This window comes from Achromobacter anxifer, assembly GCF_903652925.1.
Classification (GTDB): Bacteria; Pseudomonadota; Gammaproteobacteria; order Burkholderiales; family Burkholderiaceae_B; genus Achromobacter; species Achromobacter anxifer.
Window position 1 is genome coordinate 83,160 of sequence record NZ_CAHLAR010000001.1, and the last position, 21,057, is coordinate 104,216.

At 66.3% G+C, this 21,057-nt stretch carries 22 protein-coding genes and 1 pseudogene; 5 read left to right on the top strand and 18 right to left on the bottom strand.

What is annotated here, in order from left to right:
• Positions 1-731 precede the first annotated feature (731 nt).
• The 5 genes from HWY37_RS00420 to argB all read right to left on the bottom strand — a co-directional run bounded on the left by HWY37_RS00420 (position 732) and on the right by argB (position 5,882).
• Positions 732-1,784, bottom strand: coding sequence for an Ldh family oxidoreductase (locus tag HWY37_RS00420; RefSeq protein ID WP_175210378.1), 1,053 nt, complete (start codon positions 1,782-1,784; stop codon positions 732-734).
• Between the two features lie 12 nt (positions 1,785-1,796).
• Positions 1,797-3,290, bottom strand: a complete 1,494-nt coding sequence (locus HWY37_RS00425) for a DASS family sodium-coupled anion symporter (protein ID WP_175210380.1) — start codon at positions 3,288-3,290, stop codon at positions 1,797-1,799.
• Between the two features lie 313 nt (positions 3,291-3,603).
• Entirely contained in the window at positions 3,604-4,179 is a 576-nt protein-coding gene (gene slmA / locus HWY37_RS00430; RefSeq protein WP_175210382.1) for a nucleoid occlusion factor SlmA, read from the bottom strand.
• A gap of 54 nt (positions 4,180-4,233) precedes the next feature.
• On the bottom strand, positions 4,234-4,980 hold the full coding sequence (locus HWY37_RS00435) for a pyrimidine 5'-nucleotidase (protein WP_176087591.1): 747 nt from the start codon (positions 4,978-4,980) through the stop codon (positions 4,234-4,236).
• Positions 4,980-5,882 (bottom strand): acetylglutamate kinase, encoded by a 903-nt coding sequence (gene argB / locus HWY37_RS00440; RefSeq protein WP_175210386.1) that lies wholly within the window; start codon positions 5,880-5,882, stop codon positions 4,980-4,982. The genes HWY37_RS00435 and argB overlap by 1 nt, the downstream gene beginning before the upstream one ends.
• A gap of 266 nt (positions 5,883-6,148) precedes the next feature.
• On the opposite strand from argB, the pseudogene HWY37_RS00445 reads away from it, so the two are divergent.
• Positions 6,149-6,936, top strand: a pseudogene (locus tag HWY37_RS00445) (MetQ/NlpA family ABC transporter substrate-binding protein).
• A gap of 129 nt (positions 6,937-7,065) precedes the next feature.
• Here HWY37_RS00445 and HWY37_RS00450 read toward each other — a convergent pair.
• The 4 genes from HWY37_RS00450 to HWY37_RS00465 form a co-directional block, all read right to left on the bottom strand.
• Positions 7,066-7,560 carry a peroxiredoxin family protein gene (locus tag HWY37_RS00450; RefSeq protein ID WP_175210389.1) on the bottom strand — a complete coding sequence of 165 codons (495 nt, stop codon included), beginning with the start codon at positions 7,558-7,560 and terminating at the stop codon, positions 7,066-7,068.
• Positions 7,557-8,297, bottom strand: a complete 741-nt coding sequence (locus tag HWY37_RS00455) for a BON domain-containing protein (RefSeq protein WP_176087592.1) — start codon at positions 8,295-8,297, stop codon at positions 7,557-7,559. Before HWY37_RS00455 ends, HWY37_RS00450 begins: the two co-directional genes overlap by 4 nt.
• Positions 8,294-8,887: a phosphoheptose isomerase gene (locus HWY37_RS00460; RefSeq protein WP_013396736.1), complete on the bottom strand. Its 594-nt coding sequence runs from the start codon at positions 8,885-8,887 to the stop codon at positions 8,294-8,296. Before HWY37_RS00460 ends, HWY37_RS00455 begins: the two co-directional genes overlap by 4 nt.
• A gap of 85 nt (positions 8,888-8,972) precedes the next feature.
• Positions 8,973-9,470 (bottom strand): YraN family protein, encoded by a 498-nt coding sequence (locus HWY37_RS00465; protein ID WP_176087593.1) that lies wholly within the window; start codon positions 9,468-9,470, stop codon positions 8,973-8,975.
• A 67-nt stretch (positions 9,471-9,537) separates the two neighbouring features.
• On the opposite strand from HWY37_RS00465, the gene rsmI reads away from it, so the two are divergent.
• Together rsmI and HWY37_RS00475 are read left to right on the top strand one after the other, a co-directional pair.
• Positions 9,538-10,473 carry a 16S rRNA (cytidine(1402)-2'-O)-methyltransferase gene (gene rsmI / locus HWY37_RS00470; RefSeq protein ID WP_176087594.1) on the top strand — a complete coding sequence of 312 codons (936 nt, stop codon included), beginning with the start codon at positions 9,538-9,540 and terminating at the stop codon, positions 10,471-10,473.
• Between the two features lie 3 nt (positions 10,474-10,476).
• Entirely contained in the window at positions 10,477-11,061 is a 585-nt protein-coding gene (locus HWY37_RS00475) for a methylated-DNA--[protein]-cysteine S-methyltransferase (RefSeq protein WP_176087595.1), read from the top strand.
• Positions 11,062-11,093: 32 nt separating this feature from the next.
• Here HWY37_RS00475 and HWY37_RS00480 read toward each other — a convergent pair whose 3' ends face one another.
• Complete coding sequence (locus HWY37_RS00480) at positions 11,094-12,059, bottom strand: septal ring lytic transglycosylase RlpA family protein (protein ID WP_176087596.1); 966 nt, start codon at positions 12,057-12,059, stop codon at positions 11,094-11,096.
• A complete protein-coding gene (gene rapZ, locus HWY37_RS00485) occupies positions 12,056-12,928 on the bottom strand; it encodes an RNase adapter RapZ (protein WP_175209956.1) in 873 nt (290 codons plus the stop codon). Before rapZ ends, HWY37_RS00480 begins: the two co-directional genes overlap by 4 nt.
• A gap of 184 nt (positions 12,929-13,112) precedes the next feature.
• Here rapZ and HWY37_RS00490 point away from each other — a divergent pair, with 184 nt between their 5' ends.
• Positions 13,113-13,868, top strand: a complete 756-nt coding sequence (locus HWY37_RS00490) for a c-type cytochrome (RefSeq protein WP_175209946.1) — start codon at positions 13,113-13,115, stop codon at positions 13,866-13,868.
• Between the two features lie 12 nt (positions 13,869-13,880).
• Entirely contained in the window at positions 13,881-15,164 is a 1,284-nt protein-coding gene (locus HWY37_RS00495; RefSeq protein ID WP_176087597.1) for a c-type cytochrome, read from the top strand.
• A 10-nt stretch (positions 15,165-15,174) separates the two neighbouring features.
• Here HWY37_RS00495 and HWY37_RS00500 read toward each other — a convergent pair whose 3' ends face one another.
• The 7 genes from HWY37_RS00500 to lptC form a co-directional block, all read right to left on the bottom strand.
• A complete protein-coding gene (locus HWY37_RS00500) occupies positions 15,175-16,623 on the bottom strand; it encodes an aminotransferase-like domain-containing protein (RefSeq protein WP_176087598.1) in 1,449 nt (482 codons plus the stop codon).
• Between the two features lie 21 nt (positions 16,624-16,644).
• Positions 16,645-17,571 carry an HPr(Ser) kinase/phosphatase gene (gene hprK / locus HWY37_RS00505; protein ID WP_013396727.1) on the bottom strand — a complete coding sequence of 309 codons (927 nt, stop codon included), beginning with the start codon at positions 17,569-17,571 and terminating at the stop codon, positions 16,645-16,647.
• A gap of 21 nt (positions 17,572-17,592) precedes the next feature.
• A complete protein-coding gene (locus HWY37_RS00510; protein WP_006389881.1) occupies positions 17,593-18,048 on the bottom strand; it encodes a PTS sugar transporter subunit IIA in 456 nt (151 codons plus the stop codon).
• Between the two features lie 350 nt (positions 18,049-18,398).
• Complete coding sequence (hpf, locus tag HWY37_RS00515; RefSeq protein ID WP_175209940.1) at positions 18,399-18,737, bottom strand: ribosome hibernation-promoting factor, HPF/YfiA family; 339 nt, start codon at positions 18,735-18,737, stop codon at positions 18,399-18,401.
• A gap of 221 nt (positions 18,738-18,958) precedes the next feature.
• A complete protein-coding gene (lptB, locus tag HWY37_RS00520; RefSeq protein WP_175209939.1) occupies positions 18,959-19,753 on the bottom strand; it encodes an LPS export ABC transporter ATP-binding protein in 795 nt (264 codons plus the stop codon).
• 32 nt (positions 19,754-19,785) lie between these two features.
• On the bottom strand, positions 19,786-20,415 hold the full coding sequence (gene lptA, locus HWY37_RS00525; protein WP_059378291.1) for a lipopolysaccharide transport periplasmic protein LptA: 630 nt from the start codon (positions 20,413-20,415) through the stop codon (positions 19,786-19,788).
• Positions 20,412-21,044: an LPS export ABC transporter periplasmic protein LptC gene (gene lptC, locus HWY37_RS00530; RefSeq protein ID WP_175209937.1), complete on the bottom strand. Its 633-nt coding sequence runs from the start codon at positions 21,042-21,044 to the stop codon at positions 20,412-20,414. The genes lptA and lptC overlap by 4 nt, the downstream gene beginning before the upstream one ends.
• Between the last annotated feature and the right edge of the window lie 13 nt (positions 21,045-21,057).

Below are 21,057 nucleotides of genomic sequence, written 5' to 3' on the forward strand. Positions count from 1 at the left end.
CCGCGCCGACGGGCTGCCGCCGTCTTGGCTTGTCGCGCTGCTAGAGCCGTGGTCAGTTGCGAGTCTTGCGTTGCCCGTTGCCTACGGCCGCGCGGGCGGCCGTAGGCAACATACGTGATTGTGGGCGTCGTGGCGGTGGTCGCTTGCGCGCTTACGGAGGGGGCTTGCTAATGGCCCCTCATCATTGGGGGTGGGGCGGTGATGGGTGGCGCGCGGCAGGCAGTGGTTTGCGCTTGGAGACTCTCTCGCGCGCGCCACCCATCCGGCAGTGTGGCTTAGCGGCTGGCGACAATTGATTGGCCTGGCGCCGTTCAGTGGTGTACAGCCGCTCAAGGCACTCAACGGTGACAGGTGCCCCATGCCCGCGCAGCGCCATCCTAAATCGCAAGACACAACGGAAGCCTCGGAAGGCCGCCTGCGCGGCCGGCCCGAGGCGAGCCCCGCAAGACATTCCGCCATACCCCGCCCGTTGCCAGAATGCCAAGCACACCATCCGGCCCAGCTGCCGTGAAATTGCAACTGAACGAGCCCGTCGCGTCGGCGGCCCGCGATGCGCGGGGCGTCGATAAGCCCGACGGAATCCGAAGGAACCGCCGTAGGCGGTGACGAGGATGAGGATGGGGAAGTCCGGAGCGAAGGCTCCGGACCGCAATCGTTGCCCCGCGCATCGCGGGCCGCCGACGCGACGGGCGTCTTAAGAACTCATAGAACGCCCGCAAGCAAGTACAACCTCAAGCAGGCAACGCCTCAGGCACCCCAAGGTCAACGGCCAGCTTGGTAAGACCATCCCAGATCCGACTGTCGAAAGTCAGCGCGTCCTCGTTGAGTGCCCGGTTGCGCGCTTCGTACTCGCCCGGATACTGCACCGCTTCAACGCCAGGTTGCGGCTTGCAGGCGTGCAGATAGTCGATGAACGCGCCCACCTCCATCGACCGCCAGTCCGTATTGAAGTCCACCTGCGGATCCAGCAGCAGCGCGAACATATTGTTCGTCGCTACGCCCGTGCGCGGATGTTCCGGCTGGATCGTGCCGCCGCCCGACAGCACGCCGGCCAGCAGCTCGGCCACCAGGCCCAGCGCGTAACCCTTGTGGCCGCCGAACGGCAGCAGGGCGCCGGGCGGGTCGGTGAACAGCGCGTTGGGATCCGTGGTCGGATTGCCCTGGGCGTCGATCAGCGAGCCCGGGGGCGCCTGTTCGCCCTTGGCGGCCAGCACCCGCGCTTTGTTGACGGCGATGGAGCTGGTGGCCATGTCCACGATGAACGGCGGACGGCCGCCGGGCAGCGGGCCCGCGAAGCACAGCGGATTGGTGGTCAGGCAGGCCTGCGCGCCGCCGAAGGGCGCCACGGTCGGCGAGCGGTTGATCACGTTGGTGAAGGCCAGCAGGATCAGGCCTTGGGCAGCCACCATTTCCCCGTAGTGGCCCATGCGGCCCAGGTGGTGGCTGTGGCGCAGGGTCAGGATGCACTGGCCGTGCTCCTGCGTGCGCTCGATGGCCTTCTCGATGACGACCTTGCCGACATATTGGCCCAGTCCGTGATGGCCGTCGTAGGCCAGCATCGCGCCGCGGTCGTTGACCAGCTCGGGCCGGCCGTCGGCCTGGGCCAGGCCTTCGGACAGCACGCGCCGGTAGTTGGTCAGGATCGACAGGCCGTGGCTGGTGTAGCCGACCCGGTCGGACTCGACCAGGTGCTCGGCCACGTCGCGGGCGATGTCCTCGGGCACGCCTTGTGCCATCAGCACGCGGCGGCCGTATTCGTTGGCTTGGGCGATCGAAATCTTCATGATGCGCCCTCCTTACAGCCAGCCCAGCCAGCGCCAGTAGGTCATGCCCATCAGCAGCATCAGCAGGTAGCCGACGATGGTGACGATGATGCCGACCTTGGCGAACTGCTTGGCGTTGAAGGTCTCGGTACCCAGGCACACCATGTTCTGCGGCGCGTTGATGGGCAGGATGAAGCCGTAGCTGACCACGAAGCCCAGCAGCATGGTCATGCCCAGGCGGCTGAATTCGCCCGGCAGCGTGGCCAGCACCGAAATCAGGATGGGCAGCATGGCCGAGGTCAGCGCGGTGGCGCTGGCGAAGCCCAGGTGGATGACGATGAGGAAGGCGGCCAGGATCGCGAAGATCGCCAGCGGTCCGAGATGGTCCAGTCCGGTATGCGCCACGACCTGGTTGCCCAGCCATTGGCCGGCCTGGGTCGTCAGCAGGGCGGTGCCCAGGCTGATGCCGACGCCGAACACGATCACGGTGCCCCATGGGATGCGCGATTGCACGTCTTTCCAGGTCATCACGCCAAAGCGCGGCAGCAGCAGCAGGACCAGGCCGAAGTAGGTGGTCGACGTGGTGTCGAACTTGTGCAGCTTGCCTTCGGTCGACCAGAACAGCAGCAGCATGAGCGACACGGCCATCAGGCGTTTTTGCGCGCCGGTCATGGGGCCCAGTTCAAGCAGCGACTTCTCGACAGCTTCCTTGCCTCCCGCGATGCTGTCGCTTTCCGGCGGCAGCAGCTTGAGCACGATGATGATCAGCACGGCCGACATGATCAGCGACCAGGGGGCGCCGGCGATCAGCCAGTCCGACCACGCCACGCGCTGGCCCAGCATCTTTTCCATGAAGCCGACGGTCAGCAGGTTCTGCGCGGCGGCGGTCTGGATGCCGACGTTCCAGATGCTGGTGGCCTGCGCCACGATGATCATGATGCCGGCGGCGATGTTGGAGCGCTTGTCCACGCCGAAGGCCGCGATGACGCCCATCATGATGGGCACCACGGCCGCGCTGCGCGCGGTGGCGCTGGGCACGACCAGGCTCAGCACGATGGTCACGGCGATACATCCGATCAGGATGCGGCGGGTGCTGGTGCCCACCTTGGACAGAGTCACCAGAGCGATGCGCCGGTCGAGCCCGGTGAAGGTCATGGCTGCGGCAATGAACAAGGCGCCGGTGACGAGCGCCAGCGCCGAGTTCGAGAAGCCCGCCAGCGCCATGCTGATCGCGGCCGAGGTGCCATAGATCACTTGCGGGTCTTTGATTGTCGGAGCCGTACCCAGCAGGAAGGCCATCAGCGTCGTGATCATGATCGCGCTGGCTTCGTAGGACACGGCTTCGGTAATCCAGACCACCACCGCGAACGCCAGGATGGCGAGCATCCGGTGGCCCGCGACGGGCAGGTCGGCGGGCAGGGGCATCATCAGCACGCCGATCATCACCAGGATGCCGGCGACGAGTCCGATTGGAATTTTGGTTTTCTTTGGGGCTTGCGAGGCAGGGACGGCGGCTTGCGCGGTCATATCCATCTCCAGTTGAGGTCAAACTGCCGACACACCGCCCCGCGAGCACGGGATAGGTCAAACCGGTGTGTCGACGCTACAGCATGATCGTGACGGCATTGCGGAAAACCCGTATTGATGCGGATCAAGCCAGTGGAGATTTGGGCTTGTGGAAAACCTTTGACGGGCATTATGCTCGTCGCCCCGCGCCGCCGGCAAGCCTGGATTGTTGCGAAATTGCACGCAAATCAATATGAAAAGGCAGAAACCGCCGGCGAATTCGTTCGTATTGCGACCTAATTGACGGCCCAGGCCGGGCGGCCGGACAGGCGGATCAGCCCAGCGCCAGGCGCAGCTGCTCGTCCAGGTGCAGGGTGGGCGCGACGCGCCAGCCGCTCTGGGCGTAGCGCAGCCAGCGGCCCAGCACCAGGTGCGTCAACAGGCTGGCATGCGCGGCCACATTGGCCTGCGGCGGCAGGCCGCCGTCGGTCACCGCGATGCGCAGCGACTGCTTCAACGAGGCTTCGATGCGGTCGTTGATGTGGTTGATGCGTTCTTGCAGGCGGTTGTCTTCCGTGACCAGCGCGTCGCCGGTCAGCACCCGCGTCATGCCTTTGTTGCGCTCCGAGAAGGTCAGCAGCATGGAGACAGTCTTGTGGGCCTGGGTCAGGCCCTGAGGTTCGGCGATGGCGATCTGGTTCACCAGCGTGAAGATGCTGGTCTCGATGAATTCGATCAGCCCTTCGAACATCTGCGCCTTGCTGGCGAAGTGCCGGTACAGCGCGGCCTCGGACACTTCCAGGCGCGCGGCCAGGGCCGCGGTGGTGATGCGGGAGGCGTGAGGCTGCTCCAGCATCTCGGCCAGGGTTTGCAGAATCTGGGTCTTGCGCTCGCCGGGTTTGCTCGCCATGGAGGGGTCTGCTCTCGCGCAGGCTTGACGGTGAATGGGGGGAGGAGCGCGCCGCTATCCCCGCAGGGGGCGTCGGCGTAACAGCAAATCACTGACGGAGTTTACCCGCAAGTCGACATAGGCCGGCCGCTGCGAACGGCCGCGGGCGAACGGCGTGCCGGGGTGATACACGTGCACGGTGCGCAGGCCCGCGCGGCGCGCGCCGCGCAGATTGGCCAGGGTGTCCTCGACCAGCACGGCATTGCGCGCCTGCACGCCTTCGCGCGCCAGCACGTGGCGCAGCAGCGCGGGAGAGGGCTTGGGCCGGAATTCGCCGTGCAGCCGCATGTGCTCGATGGCCCACAGGCTGTCGAACTGGCGCAGGATGCCCAGGCGCGCCAGCACGGCGCGGGCGTAGTGCATCGGCGCGTTGGTCAGCAGCACCTTGCGTCCCGGCAGCCGGCTCAGCTTGTAGGCCAGCGCCTTTTCCGAGCGCACCAGGGGGCCAACGTCGAAATCGTGGCTGCGGTGCAGGAATTCATGCGGATCCACGCCGTGATGCCGGACCATGCCTATCATGGTGGCGCCATAGCGCTTCCAGTACAGCGAGCGCATGCGGTTGGCGGTGTCGACGTCGACATTCAACGCCTCGGCCACGGCCATGGTCATGCCGTGGTCGATCTTGGGGAAGATGGCGTGCGAGGTGTCGTGGAGCGTGTTGTCCAGATCGAACAGCCACAGGCGTTCGGAAACGCCCGTGGCTGCGCGGCGCGAGCGGCGCACACGCACCGCCGGCCGCAGCAGGTAACGCTGTGCCCGCATCAGTGCGAGCTGATCATCGTGCCCACGCCCTGGTCGGTCAGGATTTCCAGCAGCAGGCAGTGCGGCACGCGGCCGTCCACGATGTGCACCGAGTTCACGCCGTTCTTGGCGGCGTCCAGCGCGGACGAGATCTTGGGCAGCATGCCGCCGGAGATCGTGCCGTCGGCGAACAGTTCGTCGATGGTCTGCGCCGACAGGCTGCGCAGCAGCTTGCCGGCCTTGTCCAGCACGCCCGGGGTGTTGGTCAGCATCAGCAGTTTTTCGGCGCCCAGCACTTCCGCCATCTTGCCGGCGACCACGTCGGCGTTGATGTTGTAGGCCGTGCCGTCCTCGCCATAGCCGATGGGCGAGATCACGGGGATGAACTGGTCGTCCTGCAGCGCCTTCACCACGGCCGGTTCGACCATGGTGATGTCGCCGACGAAGCCGATGTCGATGGGCTCGGACGGATTGTCCTTGTTGGCCATCAGCTTCTTCTGGGCCTGGATCAGGCCGCCGTCCTTGCCGGTCAGGCCCACGGCCTTGCCGCCGACCTCGTTGATCATCATGACGATGTCCTGCTGGACCTGGCCGCCCAGTACCCATTCGACCACTTCCATGGTCTCGGCGTCGGTGACGCGCATGCCCTGGATGAAGGTGCCCTGCTTGCCGATGCGGCGAAGCGCGTCGTCGATCTGCGGACCGCCGCCGTGGACCACCACCGGGTTCAGACCCACCAGCTTCAGCAGCACGACATCGTGCGCGAAGCTGCGCTGCAGACGCTCTTCCGTCATGGCGTTGCCGCCGTACTTGACCACGATGGTCTTGCCGTGAAATCGTCGGATATACGGCAGTGCTTCAGACAGCACAGCAGCTTTGACAGCAGGAGACGAGACGGCAGCAGGGTCGGGGGTGTCGGTCATGGCAGCTAAGTCGGCAAATATACGTATGTGTGGTTAGAAAAAATGCCTGCACAAAAACGCGTTCGGAACGCGGTAGCGCAAGCATACGACGGATTGTAGTACCCACAGGTTTCTTATGCTTTAAACCCATGTTCATATGCCCGACAAATAACCGGCATTCAGGTAAATTGGGGGCGTTTTCACAACGGCGAGCCCCGCAAAAGGGGGCTGGTCCGCACCGGCAGGGCATCAGCCCCTAATTTTTTTACCCATAAAAGAGGCAACACATGCGTTTGAACTTTGTCCGGTCCGCCCTGGCGGCGTCGGTGTTCCTGGTGGCGGCGAACGCCGCCCATGCCGAAAAAGTGGTGGTGGGCGCGACCCAGGTTCCCCATGCCGAGATCCTGGAAGTGGTGAAGCCGCAACTGGCCAAGGAAGGCGTGGAACTCGACATCAAGGTCTTCAGCGACTACGTGCAGCCCAACCTGCAGCTCGCCGACAAGCAGCTGGACGCGAATTTCTTCCAGCACAAGCCCTACCTGGATTCCTTCAACAAGGACCGCAGGCCACGCTGGTGCCGGTGGCCCTGGTGCACGTCGAACCCTTCGGCGGCTATTCCAAGAAGATCAAGAGCCTGTCCGAACTCAAGGACGGCGCGACGGTGGCGATCCCGAACGATCCCTCCAACGGCGGCCGCGCCCTGGTCCTGCTGCAGAAGCAGGGCGTGATCAAGCTGAAGGACCCGTCCAACATCCTGGCCACGGCCGCGGACGTGGTCGAGAACCCCAAGAAGCTGAAGTTCCGCGAACTGGAAGCCGCGATGCTGCCGCGGTCGCTCGACGACGTGGACCTGGCGCTGATCAACACCAACTACGCGCTGGAAGCCGGCCTGGTCCCGACCAAGGACGCCCTGTTCATCGAAGGCGCCGATTCGCCTTACGCCAACATCCTGGTGACCCGCGAGGACAACAAGGACGCGCCCGGCATCAAGAAACTGGTCCAGGCCCTGCATACGCCTGAAGTGAAGAAGTTCATCCTGGAAAAGTACAAGGGCGCCGTGGTTCCGGCGTTCTGATTCCGGCCCGCCGCGGCCTGATCTGGAAACCGCCTGCAAGGGCGGTTTTTCTTTGGCGCGCCGGCGCGGACAGGCAAAAAAAAAGACCGCCCTGGCGGGGCGGTCCGTTGTGGAGGGCGCGGGCGGGGCTCAGCCTGCCGCCAGGGCCTTTTCCACGGTGGCGTGGAATTCCGCCACGTCGTATTCGCCCAGGTAGCGCTTGATGATGCGGCCCTGCTTGTCGATCAGGAAGGCCGTGGGCGTCAGGCGGATGTCGCCGAAGGCGCGGGCGATGTCGCCCTTGGTGTCCAGGGCCACCGGGAACGGCAGCTTGCGCGTTTCGGCGAAGTTCAGCACGAAGTTGGGCGGGTCGTAGTTCATGGCGACCGCGACCGCCTCGTAGCCCTTGGCGGCGTACTCGTTGTAGGCCGAGATGGTCTCGGGCATCTGCTTCACACAGGTCACGCAGCTGGTTGCCCAGAACTTGACCAGCACGACCTTGCCGCGCAGGTCCTGCATCGAGAAGGACTTGCCTTCCAGCGTGGTGAAGGTCACGTCGGGCGCGGTCTGGGCGGGGCGCATGACGAACCAGGCGCCGATGCCGACCGCCACCAGGACGGCCAGAGCGAGAATGGCTTTCTTCATTTGATGGGCATGGCCTCTACGCCGTTGCTGGTGCCGGCCGCGTTGTCGCTGGCTGCGCCGGTTCCGCTTTCGATGGGCGCTTTGGCCTCCGAGGAAGGGTTGGACTTGGTGCCGCTGTTCGACAGCCGGATCGCTTCGTCGCGGCTGATCGTCTCGAACAGTTTAACCACCTTGGCCACGCCGCCGACGTCCGCGGTGGCATTGGCGGCGTATTCGCCTTCGGCCTGGGTCACCTTGCCCATCAGGTAGACGACGCTATGGTCGGTCGTGACCGCGATGGTGCCCGAGGGCACGTACTTGGTGTTGAGCAGGGCGGTCTTGACCTTGGAGGTCAGCCAGGTGTCGTTGGAGCGCACGCTGAACGAGGCGATCGGGCCGACGGTCAGCTGGTTGATGACCTGCTTGACGTTTTCCACGCCCTGGGCGATGGCGGTGGCCTGGTTCTTGGCTTCCTCGGTGGGTACGTCGCCGGTCAGCAGCAGATGGCCGCCGTAGGCCATGGCGTTGACGCGGGCGGTTTCGCCCAGCTTCTGCGAGATCTGGCTCTGCGCCTTGAACGCCATGTTCTGGTCTTCGAGCTGGATGCCGGAGGTGCGGCGGTCCGTCACGACGACCGCGGTGGTGGCGGCCGCCCCGCCCACGATCAGCGGCGCGCAGGCCGACAGCGAGAGCGCGGCGGTGGACAGCGCCGCGGCGAGCATCAACGGGCGGACAGCGGTACGGACGTCAGAAATCATTCGGTGTCTCCAAGCAGAAGAGCGTCTATGCCGTCGCACAGCGCGTGCAGCAGCAGAATATGGACTTCCTGGATGCGCATCGTGCGATCGCTGGGAACACATAGATGGACGTCCATCGGCGTAATGAGTTCCCCCATGACGCCGCCGCCCTTGCCGGTCAGGGCAAGCACGTGCATTTCGCGGGCGCTGGCGGCTTCCATGGCGCGCACCACGTTGGGGGAATTGCCGCTGGTGGAAATCGCCACAAGCACGTCACCAGCTTGACCGAAGGCGTTGACCTGGCGCTCGTAGATTTCGTCGAAACCGTAGTCGTTGCCCACCGCGGTGAGTATCGAGGTATCGGTATTGAGGGCGATGCCGGCCAGGGGCAGGCGTTCGCGTTCGAAGCGGCCCACCAGTTCGGCGATGAAATGCTGCGCGTCGGCGGCCGAGCCGCCATTGCCGCAAGCCAGAATCTTGCCGTTGTTTGCCAGGGCGCCGAACAGCACGTCCACCGCCACCGCCAACGGTTCGGCCAGGACGTTCATGCTTTGTTCGCAGGCCGCCATGGCGTCGCGAAAGTGCGACGTCATACGAGAGGTCATATCCATGGCCGCGATTATCTCACGGGGCCGTCACCCGGTTCTGTCCAGGCGTAACGACTATGCGGCATGTCGTTACCGGGGTCCTGGGGCCTCAGGCCTGCCAGAAGGCGCCGCGCAGCCACTGGACGCGTCCAGCCTCGAAGACGACCGCGTCGTAGCGGGCCGCCGGCAGCCTGCCTTGCCAATGGCGCCGAGCCAGCTCGGGCAGCCACAAGGCCGCGGCGCGGGCCAGCCGGGCCTGCTTCTCGGGGCCGATGCTGGCGGCGGCGCCGCCATAGCGGGTCGCGGCGCGGGCGCGGACCTCGACGAACACCAGGGTGTCGCCGTCGCGCATGGCGAGGTCGATCTCGCCGGCGCGGGTGTGCAGATTGCGCGCCAGCAGCACGAGGCCGCGCGCCTGCAGCAGGTTCAGGGCGGCGTCCTCGTGGCGATCGCCCTGGCGCTGGGCGGGCGAACGCCGCGGCGGCGGACGCTCCGGCGCGGTACGGTCCGCGGCGGCTGCGCGGACGGAACGGCGCCGCCGTTTGGCGGCGCGGCGGCGCGCGGCCAGGGCGAGTTCGCAGGCCAGGCGCAAAGTGTCATCCGTCATCAAGGCTCCAGGAAGCGGCGGGCATAGGCGGCTACACTGACATGGTTTCCCGTGTCTGTAGGCTGCAATGAATCAAAATGTCTCACCCCCGTCTGCCGGAGATGCCTGGTCCCGCGTTGCCGAACGCGTGGCGGGGCAGCATTGGCCTGCCGCGACGCTGTACGTCGTGGCCACGCCGATCGGCAACCTGGGCGACCTGGGGCTGCGTGCCTGGCACGCCCTGCAACGCGCCGACGTGATCGCCGCGGAAGACACGCGGGCCAGCCGCGCGCTGATGGACGCCTGGGGCGTCGGTACGCCGCTGATGGCTGCCCACCGCCACAACGAGGCCGCCGCGGCCCAGGCCATCTGCGAACGCCTGGCGCAGGGTCAGCGCGTGGCGCTGGTGTCCGACGCCGGCGCGCCCGCCGTCAGCGATCCCGGCGCGCGCATCGTGCGCGCCGTGCGCGAGGCCGGATTCGGCGTGGTGCCGGTGCCCGGTCCCAGCGCCGTGATCGCGGCGCTGATGGGCAGTGGGGTCACTACCGATGAAAACCCGGGCTATGCCTTCGCCGGCTTTCCGCCGCCCAAGGCCGTGGCCCGCCAGCGCTGGCTGCGCACCTGGTGCGCCTTGCCCGCGCCCGTGGTGATGTTCGAGTCGCCCCACCGGTTGGCGGCCACCTTGGCCGACCTGCTGGAAGTGTGCGGTCCGGACCGCCTGCTGACCGTGGCGCGTGAACTGACCAAGCGCTTCGAAGAGATCGCCACGTTCCCGATGGGCGAGGGCGCGGCCTGGCTGGCCGCCGATGCCCACCGCGAACAGGGCGAGTTCGTGCTGATCGCGCATGCGCCGGTGGAACAGGAATCGGACGAGGAAGCCGACCCGCGCACCGACGCGCTGCTGGACGCCTTGCTGGAGTCGCTGTCCGTGCGCGATGCCGCGCGCGTGGCCGCCAAGGTCTCGGGCCTGCCGCGTGACGTGCTGTACAACCGGGCCCTGGCCCGCAAGAAATCGGTGGAGTAAGCCATGACGTATTCCACCATCGTGTCGAACAAGCCCGCGGATCCGGACGAACGCCTGGTCTACCGCGACATGCCCACGTCGTTGGGCGACATGCGCCTGGTTGCCAGCCCCAAGGGCCTGCGCGGCGCGTGGTTCACCGATCAGGATCTGCTGCCGTCGGCCGAAGGCTGGACCCTTGCGGATTCGGATCCCATCCTGGAGCAGGCGCGCCGCGAACTGGATGAATGGTTCGCCGGCCAGCGCCGCGTATTCGAGGTGCCGCTGGACCCCGTGGGCACCACGTTCCAGCACGAGGTCTGGCATGCCTTGTGCGACCTGGATTTCGGCGTGCTGGCGAGCTACGGCGACCTGGCGCGAACGGTGGGGCGGCCCAAGGGCGCCCAGGCGGTCGGCGGCGCGGTCGGGCGCAATCCGATCAGCATCATCATCCCCTGCCACCGCGTGATCGGCGCGGACACATCGCTCACCGGCTTCGGCGGCGGCCTGCCGCGCAAGCAGGCTTTGCTGGCGCACGAAGGCAATCTTTACCGCAGCCGCAGCGCACGCGCGCGCCGCGTGTGCGACGGGCAGGCCGAGCTGCCCTGGTAAGCCGCCAGGGGCCGGCTCCGTAGCGGGCCGGATTATTGCGAAGCGATGCTGGGCAGGATGCCGATGCGGTCCGACACCAGCGGCACGGCGTTCAAGGCGCTCTGGCGGTCGGGGTAGGGGCCGATCTTGACCCGGTACAGGTTGTTCGACTGTTCCACCGACGCGGGCGGCGCGCCTTCGGCGCCCAGCTGCGTGTTGATGCGGCTGACCAGCGATTGCGCGTTGGCCGGCTGGCTGAACGCGCCCACCTGCAGATAGACGTTGCCGATGCCGCCCGCGGCCGGTTGGCGGACGGGCGCCGAGCCGGGGGCGGGCCCAGCCGACAGGGGTTCGGCCGCAAGCGCCACGGGCACCGCGGCGATGGGCGCTGCCACGGGCGAGGAGCCTATGGCCGAGGCGGGTTCGGGCGTGGCAGCGGCGGGCGCGCCTTGCGAGGCCAGCCGCCGGATCTCGTCTTGCGGAATCGCTTCCACGATCACCTGGCCGCTGCCGGGCCCGATGAGGCCCAGCTTGTAGGCCGCGACATAGGACAGGTCCATGATGCGGTCGCTATGGAACGGCCCGCGGTCGTTCACGCGCACCACGATCGTCTTGCCGTTGACCAGGCTGGTGACGCGGGCGTAGCTGGGCAGCGGCAGCGTGGTGTGGGCGGCCGTCATGGCGTACATGTCGTAGGACTCGCCGATGGACGTGGAATTGCCGTGGAACTTCTTGCCGTACCAGGAGGCGGTGCCGCGTTTTTTATAGGGCTGGCCGCTGGTGTCGGGCACATAGCGCTGTCCGAACACCACGTACGGGCGGTTTGCGCCGCTGGCGTAGGGTTCCACGCGCGGCACCGCGTCGGGCACCTGGTCCAGGTTCGAAGGCGGATTCGCGTCCGGCCCGTCGTCCTTGTAGTAGCCGCCGCCCTTTTTGCGTCCGCCGGTGGAGGAGCATCCCGCCACGGCAATGGCCAGCAGCAGCATCATGAACAGGCGGATCGGGCGGGACAGGGTCATGCGGATTCGTCGGGCAGTTGGGTGCGATGGCGCACCAGCAGCGGGTCATGGTCGGCAAAGCGCAGCGCCAGCTGTTCGACCACATACACCGAACGGTGCTGGCCGCCGGTGCAGCCGATGGCGACCGTCAGGTAATTGCGGGTGTCTTGCGTGTATTGCGGCAGCCAGCGGTTCAGGAAGCCGGCGATGTCGTCGATCATCTGCTTCACCAGATCGAAGCCGGACAGCCAGGCGGCCACGGGTTCGTCGCGCCCGGTCAGCGGCCGCAGGTTGCGGTCGTAGTAGGGGTTGGGCAGGCAGCGCACGTCGAACACCAGGTCGGCGTCTCGCGGCACGCCGCGCTTGTAGGCGAAGGACTCGAAGGTCAGCACCAACGGCGCGCGGTCGGCCTTGATCAGGTCGCGGATCCAGACGCGCAACTGCCCGGGCGTCAGGTCCGAGGTGTCGATGACGTGTTCCTGTTCGCGCAGCGGCGCCAGCAGCTCGCGCTCCAGTGCGATGCATTCGCCCAGCGTCGGAGTCTTGCCGCCGCGCTGCAGGCGGTCGGTCAGGGGGTGGCGGCGGCGCGATTCGGAGTAGCGCTGCACCAGCGTCGCGGTGCTGGCGTCCAGGAAGACCACGCGCAGGCTGGTGCCCATGGCGCGCAGCGCGGTGACCACGTCGGGCAGTTCGGCCAGTTCGCCGGGGGAGCGGACGTCGATGGCGACCGCCACGCGTTCCATGCCGTCGTCGCGGGCATTGGCGATGAACTCGGTCAGGAACCGCACGGGGAGGTTGTCGACGCAGGTATAGCTGGCGTCCTCAAGCATGCGCAGGGCGACGGACTTGCCTGAGCCTGAGATGCCGGTGACGAGGACGACTTTCAACATGGACATGATTGTGGCACGCTTTTCCAGGACGATGCCGGCGGGATGACATCTGATATGGCCGTAAACTGCCAATCTGCGCCTGTACCGGTTCGGTTCCCATGACGTAAGCTGAGGGCCGGATACTCGACAGATTCACATACGCGCCCCGCCGTCATGCGTTTCGGGGGAATGGAATTCGACCTAGATGTTAGCCTTCATTTCCTTTCGTAGTGTTTCACTGCCGCGTTTTTGGGCAATTTCCCTACTAGGGGCCGCTGCTGCCGCCTTCATGGCCGCGCCCGCGCAAGCCCAGCAGGCGTCCCAGGAAAGCCTGCGGCCCGACACCATGGCGGCCCGCGTCGCGGCCTGTACGGCCTGTCATGGCGAACAGGGCCGGGCCGGCGCCGATGGCTACTATCCGCGCCTGGCCGGCAAGCCGCAGGAATACCTCTATCACCAGCTGCTGAATTTCCGCGACGACCGGCGGCAGTACCGGCCCATGACGCATCTGCTGACCGGACTGCCCGACGACTATCTGCGCGAGATCGCGGCGTACTTCTCCGCGCAGCACGTGCCGTATCCGGCGCCGACGCGCGCCGATGTCTCCGCCGCGACGCTGGAAGCCGGGCGCACGCTGGCCTTGAACGGCGACCCTGCGCGCGGCCTGCCCGCCTGTGCCGCCTGTCATGGCGCCGCCCTGGGCGGCGTGCTGCCCGCCATCCCCGGCCTGCTGGGGCTGCCGCGCGACTACATCGGCGCGCAGATCGGCAGCTGGAAGAACGGCCTGCGCCGCGCGGCGGAGCCGGACTGCATGGCCGACATCTCCAACAAGCTCACTCCCCACGACATCGGCGCGCTGGCCGCATGGCTGTCGTCGCAACCCGTCGTCGAACCCTATGCGCCAGAAGCCGCGGGTTCGATACGCCTGCCCGCGGAATGCGGCAGCCAGGCGCAACGGTAAGGGAGAGGCCGGATGTCGATCGTGAAGAAAGTTCTGTGGGTCCTGCTGCTGGTCGTGGTTGCAGCCGTGGGCAGTCTCTATTGGTTGGGCACGCGCGACGATGTCAGCACGGGTCCTGCCGCAGCCGCGGCCGATACCGCCACGCTGGTCGAACGCGGGCGCTATCTAGCCCTGGCGGGCAATTGCATGGCCTGCCACACCAGCCGGGGCGGCAAGGCGCTGGCGGGCGGCACGCCCATCCCCACGCCCTTCGGCACCGTGTACGGTCCGAACATCACCCCCGACGAGCAGACCGGCATCGGCGCCTGGACGGCCGACGACTTCTGGCAGGCGCTGCACAACGGCAAGTCGCGCGACGGCACGCTGCTGTATCCCGCCTTTCCCTACACGGAGTACACGCGCGTCACCCGCGCCGATTCCGATGCGCTGTACGCCTATCTGCGCAGCGTCGCGCCCGTGAGCCAACCCAACCGGCCGCCCGAACTCGACTTCCCCTACGACCAGCGCGCCCTGCTGGCCGCCTGGCGCGCCCTGTATTTCAAGCCAGGCGTGCAGGAGGCCGACGCGGGGCAATCGGTGCAATGGAACCGCGGCCGCTATCTGGTCGAAGGCCTGGGGCATTGCGCCGCATGCCATACGCCGCGCAACAGCCTGGGGGCGCTGCGTTCGGCCGACGCCTTGGCGGGCGGTGTGATTCCGGTGCTGGACTGGTATGCGCCGCCGCTTACCAACGACATGGAGACCGGCATGGGGCGCTGGTCGGCCGAGGACATCGCCGCCTTGCTCAAGACCGGCATCGCCAAGCATTCCAGCGCTAGCGGACCGATGGCGGAAGTGGTGCTGGGCAGCACGCAGCACCTGACCGATGCGGACGCGCTGGCCATAGGCGTCTACCTCAAGTCCCTGCCCGCCACGCCGGCTTCGACCGAGCGCACGCGCGCGGCCGTCGCGCCGGCGGCCATGGAGCTGGGCGGCAAGATCTACAAGCAGCAATGCGTTCAATGCCACCAGGCCGCGGGCGAAGGCAGCGGCACGGCATGGCCGGCGCTGGCGGGCAATCCGACCGTGACGGCGCCATCGCCAGTCAACGCCATCCGCATGGTGCTGGACGGCGGCTACGCGCCGGCCACGGCGGCGAATCCGCGGCCGCATGGCATGCCGCCGTTTGGGCAATTGCTCAATGACAATGACATCGCCATGCTGGTGTCCTACATCCGCAATAGCTGGGGCAACGAAGCCGGCGGCGTGACGGCGCTGGAGGTCAAGCGGGCGCGCGCGGCGTCGACGCTGAACTAAGGCCCGTGCCTTAGCGTGATGGGTCCGGGCGCGCTTTCACGGGCTGGGCGCAGGCCTCGCGCGCCAGTTCGCCCAACACGCGGATGGCGGCTTGCGTGGCGGCGTTCCAGGGATGACCATAGTTCAGGCGCAGCGCGCTGCCGAACTGGCCGCTGGCCGAAAAGATCGGTCCCGGCGCCACGCTGATGCCGCGCGCCAGCGCCTGCCTGTGCAGCGTCAGCGCATCCACGGCGGCGGGCAGTTCCAGCCACAGGAAGAATCCGCCTTGCGGCCGCGTCACGCGCGTGCCGGCGGGGAATTCCTGGGCGATGGCTTCCGCCATGCGTTGCTGTTGAGTCTGCAGCGTCTCGCGCAGACGGCGCAGATGGCGGTCATAGCCGCCTTGTTCCAGGTATTCGGCAATGGCGCCCTGGGCGGGGCCGGACGCCGACAGCGTCGACGACAGCTTCAGGCGCTGCACCTGCTGCGTATAGCGGCCGGCAGAGGCCCAGCCGATGCGGTAGCCCGGCGCCAGGCATTTCGAAAACGACGAGCAATGCAGCACCAGTCCCTGGGTGTCATAAGCCTTGGCGGGCACCGGCCGCGCCGGTCCGAAGTACAGCTCGCCGTAGACGTCGTCCTCGATCAGGGGAATGCCGTGGCGCGCAAGCAGCTGCACCAATTGCCGCTTCTTTTCGTCCGGCATCAGGCTGCCCAACGGGTTCTGGAATTGCGTCATCAGCCAGCAGGCCTTGGGCGCATGGCGCCGGATGGCGGCCTCCATTGCGTCCAGGTCGATGCCGGTGCGCGGATGGGTGGGCACTTCCAGCGCCTTCAGGCCCTGGCGTTCGAGCGCCTGCAGGGCGCCATAGAACGTGGGGGCTTCGACGATGACTGTGTCGCCCGGTTGCGTGACCGCCTGCAGGCACAGGTTCAGCGCTTCCAGCGCGCCATTGGTGACGACGATATCGCTGGCCGGCACATTGATGCCGCCGATCAGGTAGCGCAGCGCGATCTGGCGGCGCAGGCCGGGATTGCCCGGCGCCAGGTCTTCCACCGTGTCCAGCGGATCCTGGCGCTTGAGGTGCGCGGCCATCGCCTGGGCCAGGCGAGGCAGCGGAAACAGCAGCGGGGAAGGGAAGGCGGAGCCCAGCGGCGTCACGTCGCGGTTGCGCACCGAACCGAGGATGTCGAAGATGCGCTCGCTGATCGCGAGCTCCGTCGATTCGCCGTCGGGGTGGGAGGCGCCGGGTTCCGGCGGCAGGGAGGCGGCGGGCGCGCTGACGTAATAGCCAGAGCGCGGCTGGGCCCGGATCAGGCCGCGCGCTTCCAGCAGGTAATAGGCCTGGAATACGGTCGACGGGCTGAGGCCGCGCGCCGCGCAGGCTTCCCGCACCGAGGGCAGTTTGTCGCCGGCGCGCAGCACGCCATCGCGGATCGACTTGGCGATCTCGGCGGCCAGGTTTTCGTACAGGCTCAAGGTGCCGCCGGCGAGGCGCGTCTACTTGCTGCTTTGCAGGATCGCCATGGCCTGGCGTTCCATGAATTCGCCCAGCGTGTCGATGCCGCGCAGCTTCAGTATCGTGTTGCGCACCGCGGCTTCCACCAGCACTGCCAGATTGCGGCCCGCGGCCACTTGCAGCATGACCTTGCGCACCGGCAGGCCCAGCATGTCCTGCGTGATGTCCTGCAGCGGCAGGCGCTCGAACTTGTCCTGCGCGGTGGCGCGCACCAGGTGCACGATGAGCTTGAGGCGCATCTTGCGGCGCACGGAGGTCTCGCCGAAGATGGTGCGGATATCGAGCAAGCCCAGGCCGCGCACTTCCAGCAGGTTTTGCAGCAGCTGCGGACAGTGGCCTTCGATCATGTTGGGCGCCGTGCGCGAGAACTCCACGGCGTCGTCGGCCACCAGGCCGTGGCCGCGCGAGATCAGTTCCAGCGCCAGCTCGCTCTTGCCCAGGCCGGATTCGCCGGTGATCAACACGCCCAGTCCCAGCACGTCCAGGAACACGCCGTGCACGGTGGTGGTGGGCGCCAGCTTCTTGCCCAGGTAGATGCGCAGCAGGTCGATCAGCTGCGCGGCCGCGACCGGCGTGGACAGCAGCGGCACCTGATGCTGGTCGCATTGGTCGATGAGGTCTTGCGGCGGAGTCAGGCCGTCGGCCAGCAGGATGGCCGGCACGCCGCCGATCAGCAGCTCGTCCATGTGGTGCATGCGGCGGCGCAGGTCGAAGCGGGTGTAGTACGCCAGCTCTTCCTGTCCGAACACCTGGATGCGGGACGGGTGGATCAGGTTCAAGTGGCCGACGAGGTCCGCGGCCGACATGCCGTCGTCGGGAATCGCGCGGTCCGCGGCGCCCTGGCCGGAAATCCAGTTAAAGGGGATTTTGTCGGCGTTGTCGTCGACGAGTTCCTGCACCGTGAGCATGGCAGCGTTTCCGCGAGGTATTCAGAGTTGGCCGGTCGTGAGCATCTTGTGGACGACGGCCGGATCAGGCTCCGTGGCCAGGGCTTCGCGCAATGCCTTGTTCGACATGAGCTGCGCGAGTTCGGCCAGGATGTCCAGGTGCTGCTGCGTGGCCGTCTCCGGCACCAGCAGGCACAACAGCATGGACACCGGCTGTCCGTCCGGCGCATCGAAGGTGATGGGCTGGGCCAGGCGGATGAACGCGGCCAGCGCTTGCTCCAGACCCTTCACGCGGCCGTGCGGAACGGCCACGCCTTGTCCGAGCGCGGTCGAGCCCAGGCGTTCCCGCGCGAACAGGCTGTCGAAGACGAGCGCGCGCGCCAGACCATGGTTGTTTTCGAATAGAAGGCCGGCCTGTTCGAACGCACGTTTCTTGCTCGTTGCGAGCATATCGAGCACGACGTTGCCGGCGGGTAGGATGCGCGACAAATGATTCATCGGATCATTATATGGTTATATGACGCACTGCAATAATCGGCCTCTGGGATGCGTGCCTCGGCACGGTCGCATCATGGGGCGGCAAGAGCGACAGCATAGACCGATAGCGGGGGATTGTGGGCATTCTTGCGCCGGGCGACGGACTGAGCTCAGGGGAAACGTCGGAAATCTGGGGAAAACAGGATCGCCGGCAAGGCCGGGAATGGGGGACAAAGAAGGGAGGGGGGCTACAGGAGGCAGTTTGCCGATGCCCCAACTGGACGTTGCGTCTAGCGGGACACCGGGACTCAGGCAGGATTTCTAGAATCGCTGTTTAGCTAGTCTCGCAGTGCGAGTGGTCATGAAGCGCGTTACTGCTGGGTTGGCGTGAGATTCGCCGCTTGCCGCTTCACGGACTCCGCTGTGTGACTTCGTACCTTGTCCTTGTGCTTGATGACCTGACGGTCGACTTTGTCAGCAAGAAGGTCTATGGCTGCATAGAGGTTTTCATCGGTTGCTTCACAATGAATGTCCTTACCGCTAAGACGCATGGTGATTTCGGCTCTATGCCGCAGGGGCTCTACCGAGAGCATGACCTGGGTATCGATGACGTGATCGAAATGCCGCAGCACTCGCGCCAGTTTGTTCATGACATATTCCCGGATGGCCGGGGTGACGTCGAGGTGACGACCGCAGATGCTCAGGTTCATAGTGTGCTCTCCTTCTAAAAGAGGAAAAAAGGGTGCGCGTGTAGCGCGGCTGATTCGTTAGGCGTTCTCCTTGATTGAGCGGGTTCGTTTAGTACTAGTGTATAGACTCGGGCCGATAAAACAAGCTGACCTAGCGCAAGAACATGGCATTTTTATGGCTGACCCCCGGGGCGCGTGGATGGCTTGCGCCACGGCGCCTAGGGGTCTTCCCCAGGGCCGTCCTACATGCGAAAGTGTTCGCCCAGATAGACGCGGCGCACGGCCGGATCGCCCACGATTTCGTCGGGGTGGCCGTCGGTCAGCACCTTGCCTTCGCTGATGATGTAGGCGCGGTCGCAGATGCCCAGGGTTTCGCGCACGTTGTGGTCGGTGATCAGCACGCCGATGCCGCGGCCCTTCAGGAAACGCACGATGCGCTGGATCTCGATGACCGCGATGGGGTCCACGCCGGCGAAGGGTTCGTCCAGCAGGATGAAGCGCGGGCTGGTGGCCAGCGCGCGCGCGATTTCGACGCGGCGGCGTTCGCCGCCGGAAAGGGAGATGGCCGCATTGCTGCGGATATGGCCGATCTGCAGTTCTTCCAGCAGGGCTTCCATCTGCTCGTTGATCTTGGGCGTGGACAGCGGTCGTCCATCCGGCCCCAATTGCAGTTCGAGCACGGCGCGGATGTTCTGTTCCACCGTCAGGCGGCGGAACACCGAGGCGTCCTGGGGCAGGTATGACAGGCCCATGTGCGCGCGCTTGTGGATCGGCATCGAGGTGATGACGGAACCGTCGATCTCGATGCGGCCCGCATCCGCCGGCACCAGGCCCACGATCATGTAGAAGCTGGTGGTCTTGCCGGCGCCGTTGGGGCCGAGCAGGCCCACGACTTCGCCGCTGACCACGGACAGGGACACGTCCTGCACCACGGTCCGGCCGTTATAGGTCTTGCGCAAGCCGGTTGCGCGCAGGCTGCCCTGCTTGACGCCCGAGGGGGCGGAGGTTACCGGAGTCGGCACTGAAGGTTGGTTCATCGTGGCTGCGAGTGGTGTTGCATGGGAGGCGTTCAACGCCCCTTCTTGGCGGCCTGCTGCTTGCGGCATTCGGCGATGGCTGCATCCGACTTGGCGCGCGGTTCAGCCACGGAGCGGACCCGGCCGCCTGCCGCTGCGGAATTGGGGCCGCCATGGGCTTCGTAGGTGCCGGTCTTCTCGTTGTAGCGTACCCGTTCGCCGCGAATGGTGTCGAACGGTTTTCCACAGACGTAGCGGATCACGACGGCCTGGCCGATAAGGTCGAACGTGCTCTTGGAGCCGTCGTATTCGGCGCGCAGGCCCGTGCCTTCGATGAGCTCGAAGGTTTCCGGGCGTTCCTGGCGGATGGTCACGATCTTGCCCTTGTTGGCGGTGGCCGTGCCGAACTGATTGCCTTGTGCGTCTTCATTCATTTCCAGCACGTCGGACGTCAGGGTCATGAGGCCGCGCGTCATGTTGACGTTGCCCGTGAAGACGCTTTTCTTCTTCACGTCGTCGTAGTGCAGGGTGTCCGACAGGATCAGCGTGCTGGGCTCCTCGGCCGGCGTGGCCGCCTTGGGCGCCGGGTCGGCGGCATGGGCCGGCGCCAGCGCCGAAGCCGTCAGCAGGATGGCGCCGAGCAAGCGAGTCGTCGGGGCAAGGAGAATCCGAAGGTCGGTCATGGTTTTTTCTGGTCAGTGTTGTTGGCGGGAATTTCGGTCCGGCGTTGCTGCTTGCCTTCGGAACCGGCAATTTCCACATCGGTCGATGCCGAAACCTGCAGTTGGCGCGTCTTGTTGTTGTAATGCATGCCCGTGCCGTTCATGCGCGAACGGCCCTTGATGACTTCCGCCGGCAGGTCGGTGTAGACCACGTCGTCGTCGGGCAGGATGATCAACTGCTGGCTGCGCACGTCCAGCAAGTCGTTATTGGCGTCCGGCTGGCGGCGCACGTGGGCGTCGCCGTTCATGACGATGCGCTTGCCGCCTTGTTCCATCACGGCCGTCTTGGACACGGCCACGGTGATGGGGTTGTCCTCGCGCTGGCCCACCGCGCGCGGCGTGGTCACGTGGTACGAGTCGTCGTCCGGGAAATGTTCCGCGTATACGCCTTCCAGCCGGTTGATGGGCTTGCCGCTGGCGTCGGTGCGCAGCATGACGAAGTCGCGCGACCAGGCGTCCATTTCGTGGGTGACACGGCGTGGCGGGTCCGTCTGGATGGCCCGTTGCGCGTAATCGGCCGCCCACCACGAGCTGGCGACCAGCACCAGCAGCAGGAACAGCGCGATCAGGGTGGGAAAACGTTCTTTCATCGGGTCAGCCGCA

What these genes read in the sequence shown, in the direction of transcription:
- HWY37_RS00420 (WP_175210378.1), bottom strand. Translation starts at nt 1,784, where the DNA reads ATGAAGATTTCGATCGCCCAAGCCAACGAATACGGCCGCCGCGTGCTG.
- HWY37_RS00425 (WP_175210380.1), bottom strand. Translation starts at nt 3,290, where the DNA reads ATGACCGCGCAAGCCGCCGTCCCTGCCTCGCAAGCCCCAAAGAAAACC.
- slmA (WP_175210382.1), bottom strand. Translation starts at nt 4,179, where the DNA reads ATGGCGAGCAAACCCGGCGAGCGCAAGACCCAGATTCTGCAAACCCTG.
- HWY37_RS00435 (WP_176087591.1), bottom strand. Translation starts at nt 4,980, where the DNA reads ATGCGGGCACAGCGTTACCTGCTGCGGCCGGCGGTGCGTGTGCGCCGC.
- argB (WP_175210386.1), bottom strand. Translation starts at nt 5,882, where the DNA reads ATGACCGACACCCCCGACCCTGCTGCCGTCTCGTCTCCTGCTGTCAAA.
- HWY37_RS00450 (WP_175210389.1), bottom strand. Translation starts at nt 7,560, where the DNA reads ATGAAGAAAGCCATTCTCGCTCTGGCCGTCCTGGTGGCGGTCGGCATC.
- HWY37_RS00455 (WP_176087592.1), bottom strand. Translation starts at nt 8,297, where the DNA reads ATGATTTCTGACGTCCGTACCGCTGTCCGCCCGTTGATGCTCGCCGCG.
- HWY37_RS00460 (WP_013396736.1), bottom strand. Translation starts at nt 8,887, where the DNA reads ATGGATATGACCTCTCGTATGACGTCGCACTTTCGCGACGCCATGGCG.
- HWY37_RS00465 (WP_176087593.1), bottom strand. Translation starts at nt 9,470, where the DNA reads ATGACGGATGACACTTTGCGCCTGGCCTGCGAACTCGCCCTGGCCGCG.
- rsmI (WP_176087594.1), top strand. Translation starts at nt 9,538, where the DNA reads ATGAATCAAAATGTCTCACCCCCGTCTGCCGGAGATGCCTGGTCCCGC.
- HWY37_RS00475 (WP_176087595.1), top strand. Translation starts at nt 10,477, where the DNA reads ATGACGTATTCCACCATCGTGTCGAACAAGCCCGCGGATCCGGACGAA.
- HWY37_RS00480 (WP_176087596.1), bottom strand. Translation starts at nt 12,059, where the DNA reads ATGACCCTGTCCCGCCCGATCCGCCTGTTCATGATGCTGCTGCTGGCC.
- rapZ (WP_175209956.1), bottom strand. Translation starts at nt 12,928, where the DNA reads ATGTTGAAAGTCGTCCTCGTCACCGGCATCTCAGGCTCAGGCAAGTCC.
- HWY37_RS00490 (WP_175209946.1), top strand. Translation starts at nt 13,113, where the DNA reads ATGTTAGCCTTCATTTCCTTTCGTAGTGTTTCACTGCCGCGTTTTTGG.
- HWY37_RS00495 (WP_176087597.1), top strand. Translation starts at nt 13,881, where the DNA reads ATGTCGATCGTGAAGAAAGTTCTGTGGGTCCTGCTGCTGGTCGTGGTT.
- hprK (WP_013396727.1), bottom strand. Translation starts at nt 17,571, where the DNA reads ATGCTCACGGTGCAGGAACTCGTCGACGACAACGCCGACAAAATCCCC.
- HWY37_RS00510 (WP_006389881.1), bottom strand. Translation starts at nt 18,048, where the DNA reads ATGAATCATTTGTCGCGCATCCTACCCGCCGGCAACGTCGTGCTCGAT.
- hpf (WP_175209940.1), bottom strand. Translation starts at nt 18,737, where the DNA reads ATGAACCTGAGCATCTGCGGTCGTCACCTCGACGTCACCCCGGCCATC.
- lptB (WP_175209939.1), bottom strand. Translation starts at nt 19,753, where the DNA reads ATGAACCAACCTTCAGTGCCGACTCCGGTAACCTCCGCCCCCTCGGGC.
- lptA (WP_059378291.1), bottom strand. Translation starts at nt 20,415, where the DNA reads ATGACCGACCTTCGGATTCTCCTTGCCCCGACGACTCGCTTGCTCGGC.
- lptC (WP_175209937.1), bottom strand. Translation starts at nt 21,044, where the DNA reads ATGAAAGAACGTTTTCCCACCCTGATCGCGCTGTTCCTGCTGCTGGTG.